The 3,126-nt window shown below is 42.1% G+C and carries 1 protein-coding gene; it reads left to right on the forward strand.

Annotation, left to right across the window (positions count from 1 at the left end):
- Positions 1 to 3,126: hypothetical protein (locus PHO70_08605; protein ID MDD5433020.1), on the forward strand; the 3,126-nt coding region annotated here is incomplete at both ends.

Raw genomic sequence — 3,126 nt, forward strand, 5'->3', positions numbered from 1 at the left:
GGCAGCTGCTTTATCTTTAGCCGAAGAAGCTATTGCTTCCGGTGTCGATATTTCTACTGTTGTTGATGGAGAAAATTTCATAAATATAGTAAAGATGCAGGAAGGATTAACGGCCTTGAACGAAAAAATGATTTCATCAATAAGGGGAGAATTCGGCCTGCTGAATACCCGCTTTGCTGAAATACCTGATGTTCTTCCTGAGGGCGGATATGCTACGCCGGAACAGATTGCTTATGTGCTCCGTATTTTTACAGTGACTGCAGATGAAGAGATAACTTCTGCTTATGTTGAACAACTTATCAGGTATTACAATGAAGCAATCGCTTTAATGAGGATTTATCTTGAGCAGGCGTCCAAGGGTGAATACAAAATATTCTCACACAAGCTCAATTCTGCGTTAATAGCTCCGAGAGTAAGATTGGAAAGTTCAAGCGGAACAAAATCGCATCCTGCAGGCAATCAGGGGGGTTCAAAGTCATGGTTGACTGAGGAAGGCGTTGAAGAGCTCATTAGGAGGGTCACAGAATCTTCCAATGATATGGAAATTCCTTTTACCTCAAGAGATGCTGACGAATTACGTAATTATTATATCCCACTTGCAGTTGATATCATTGAAAGACAGGAAGTCATGGGCAAAAGGTACGTAGTTGCTATTGCAGGGCCAGGCGGTATCGGCAAGAGTACTTTCGCATTAAGGTTTCAGAGGGTGATTGAGGCAATGTTAGGAAAGGGAGAAGTTGGTTTGATGAAGCAGGATGAATTTTTCTTTGATCTGGAGCCTGATATTAGCGGTAATCCTTATTCGCCTCTTACAGTTGTTGGGGTTAAAGAACAATTAAGAGCAAGAGGGGATATAATTATTCCTAATTCCAGGGCATCTGGTCGTTTTCTCGATGTTCCGATGATGCTGGAACAGATAAACGCAGTCAGGGAAAGCGGCAGAGGAATACAGCCTATAATTGAACGTACCGTAGATATAAGAAGAAGGATAGGGCTTAGTGAAATTAAGGCTAACCGTATATTATTAGTTGAAGGCCATTATATGATAGTAAATGATCTTTATGATAGTAAATTTGCTCCGGATGCTGAGTGGAGTGCGTTTTATCGCCAGCTTTATGCAACATTTGATTTACGTTTATTCTTTGATGCGGAGCTTGATTTGATCAAAGAATGGAAGATTAATAGACCTTCGGAGAGACGCGGAAGAAGCGATGAAGTTATGGAGCAGAGGTGGGAGGAAAGATACAAAGAGCAGGCGGTTAAAGCTAAGGTAGATGTGCAGAATGCCGATGTTATTGTAGAAAAGGGTAGAGATCACCGTATTGTGAATATACGGTCAGCACATTCCGTAAGCGGAACAAAATCGCATCCTACCGCAAAATCGCCCATTTCGGATAATCTGGGAGCTGAAGAGGCGACCAGACATTTGGCCAGGGCAATCATCAATGCTACTCAGGATATTCAGTCCCCCTTTACTTCCAGGGATCTTAATGATTTATGTGAGTACTATATTCCGCTTGTCGCGGAAATTCTCCTCAGGCAGGCAGAGCTCGGGAGAAGATATGTTGTTGCTATTTCAGGCCCTGGTGGTATTGGTAAGAGTATTTTTTCCGAGAGGCTTAAATTCATTATAGATTTCATGGTTGGAGATGGTCAGGTTGGGCTTATGCGTCAGGATGAATTCTTTTATGATCTAGAACGATATGAGGATGGTAACCCTTATTCGGATACGACCGTAGCTACGATTAGGCAACAACTGATATCTAGGGGAGACAAGAAGATCCCTGCCTCTGATGGCTCGGGTCGTTTTCTGGATGTGCCGTTTATGTTGGAACAATTGCGTGCTTTTGATGAAACAGGAAAATGCGTACAGCCAATCATTAGAAGGGAAAAGATACAGAAAGATGGTCGCGAAGTAAATTTCCGCGAAAGAATCGGTTTATCGGAGATCACGGCCAGCAAAATTCTTTTAGTGGAAGGGCTTTATCTTCTTGTAAACGATTTATATGGTACAAAATTTGCCCCTGATGCTGAATGGGGTGAGTACTTTAGGCAATTATATGCTGAATTTGATCTGCATTTGTTCCTTGATGCGGAGCTTGATTTGATTAAGGAATGGAAGATAAACAGGCCTTCGGAGAGACGCGGAAGAAGCGATGAAGTCATGGAGCGGAGATGGCAGGAAAGATATAAACTACATGCTGTTAAGTCAGAGGAAGATATTGATAACGCGGATATTATTATTGAAAAAGGCCCCAGGCACGAGATTAAGAAAATCGTATGGGATGAGGCATATGATCACGAGAGGATATTGGAGTCATTTGGCGTTGAGCTCCTGGAAGCAGAAGAGTCTGATGGCTTGGATCTGCTTAAATTGCTTGAAGCAGACAGGCTCCAGGATGAAAGAGGCCATGGGAGATTTTCTCTGGTTCTGCTTTTTGGCGGGGAGCAGGGCGGATTAAATCCATTAATTGAGGAAGAAGTTTATAGTTTACTTACAGATGATTTTGAGATATTTAAGCTGGATATTCATAGCTTGAGCGAAAGCGCTATTTTAACGATATTCAACGATTTAATTAAACAGATTATGGTTAACGAAGAATATAGCCTTCCTGTTTCAGATTTAAATAAGTTGGATGTTATGTGGTCATTTAGTAATGCAAATGGAGGCTTAGAAGATCATTTAAAAGATTATCTGGTAAAAATTCAGGTTAGTCCGAGAGCAAAGCGCTTGCAGGAGCTTTTGCGTTACTGTGGCCAGGATAGCAGGGTGCTTGTGCTGAGAAGGAAAAATAGCCGGAGCGCGGTTATGGCGCATAGGCGTATCAGTATTGAGTTGGCTCAGAAGTTGTTAGACGGTCGCAATCCTTTTACCGTTGATGAGCAGGATTTTGTCAGGCAAATTGTTGTCGGTTCGCAGGATAATACGCTGGTAATGCCTGGCATGCTCAGGTATATTTCTAAACGTGAGAGTAGGCGTACCGATGGAGTTTTATATGTTATTGAGTTTCAACCGGTTGAAGGCGGTATACATGCAGCTAATGTGCATGATCTGGCAGTTGAAATTGCCAGTTATTTTCCTGAGGATACTAAACGCATCATTGATTATATAAAACGGTATGTTGC

This window comes from Candidatus Omnitrophota bacterium (assembly GCA_028715415.1).
In the GTDB taxonomy this organism is placed as follows: domain Bacteria; phylum Omnitrophota; class Gorgyraeia; order Gygaellales; family Profunditerraquicolaceae; genus JAQURX01.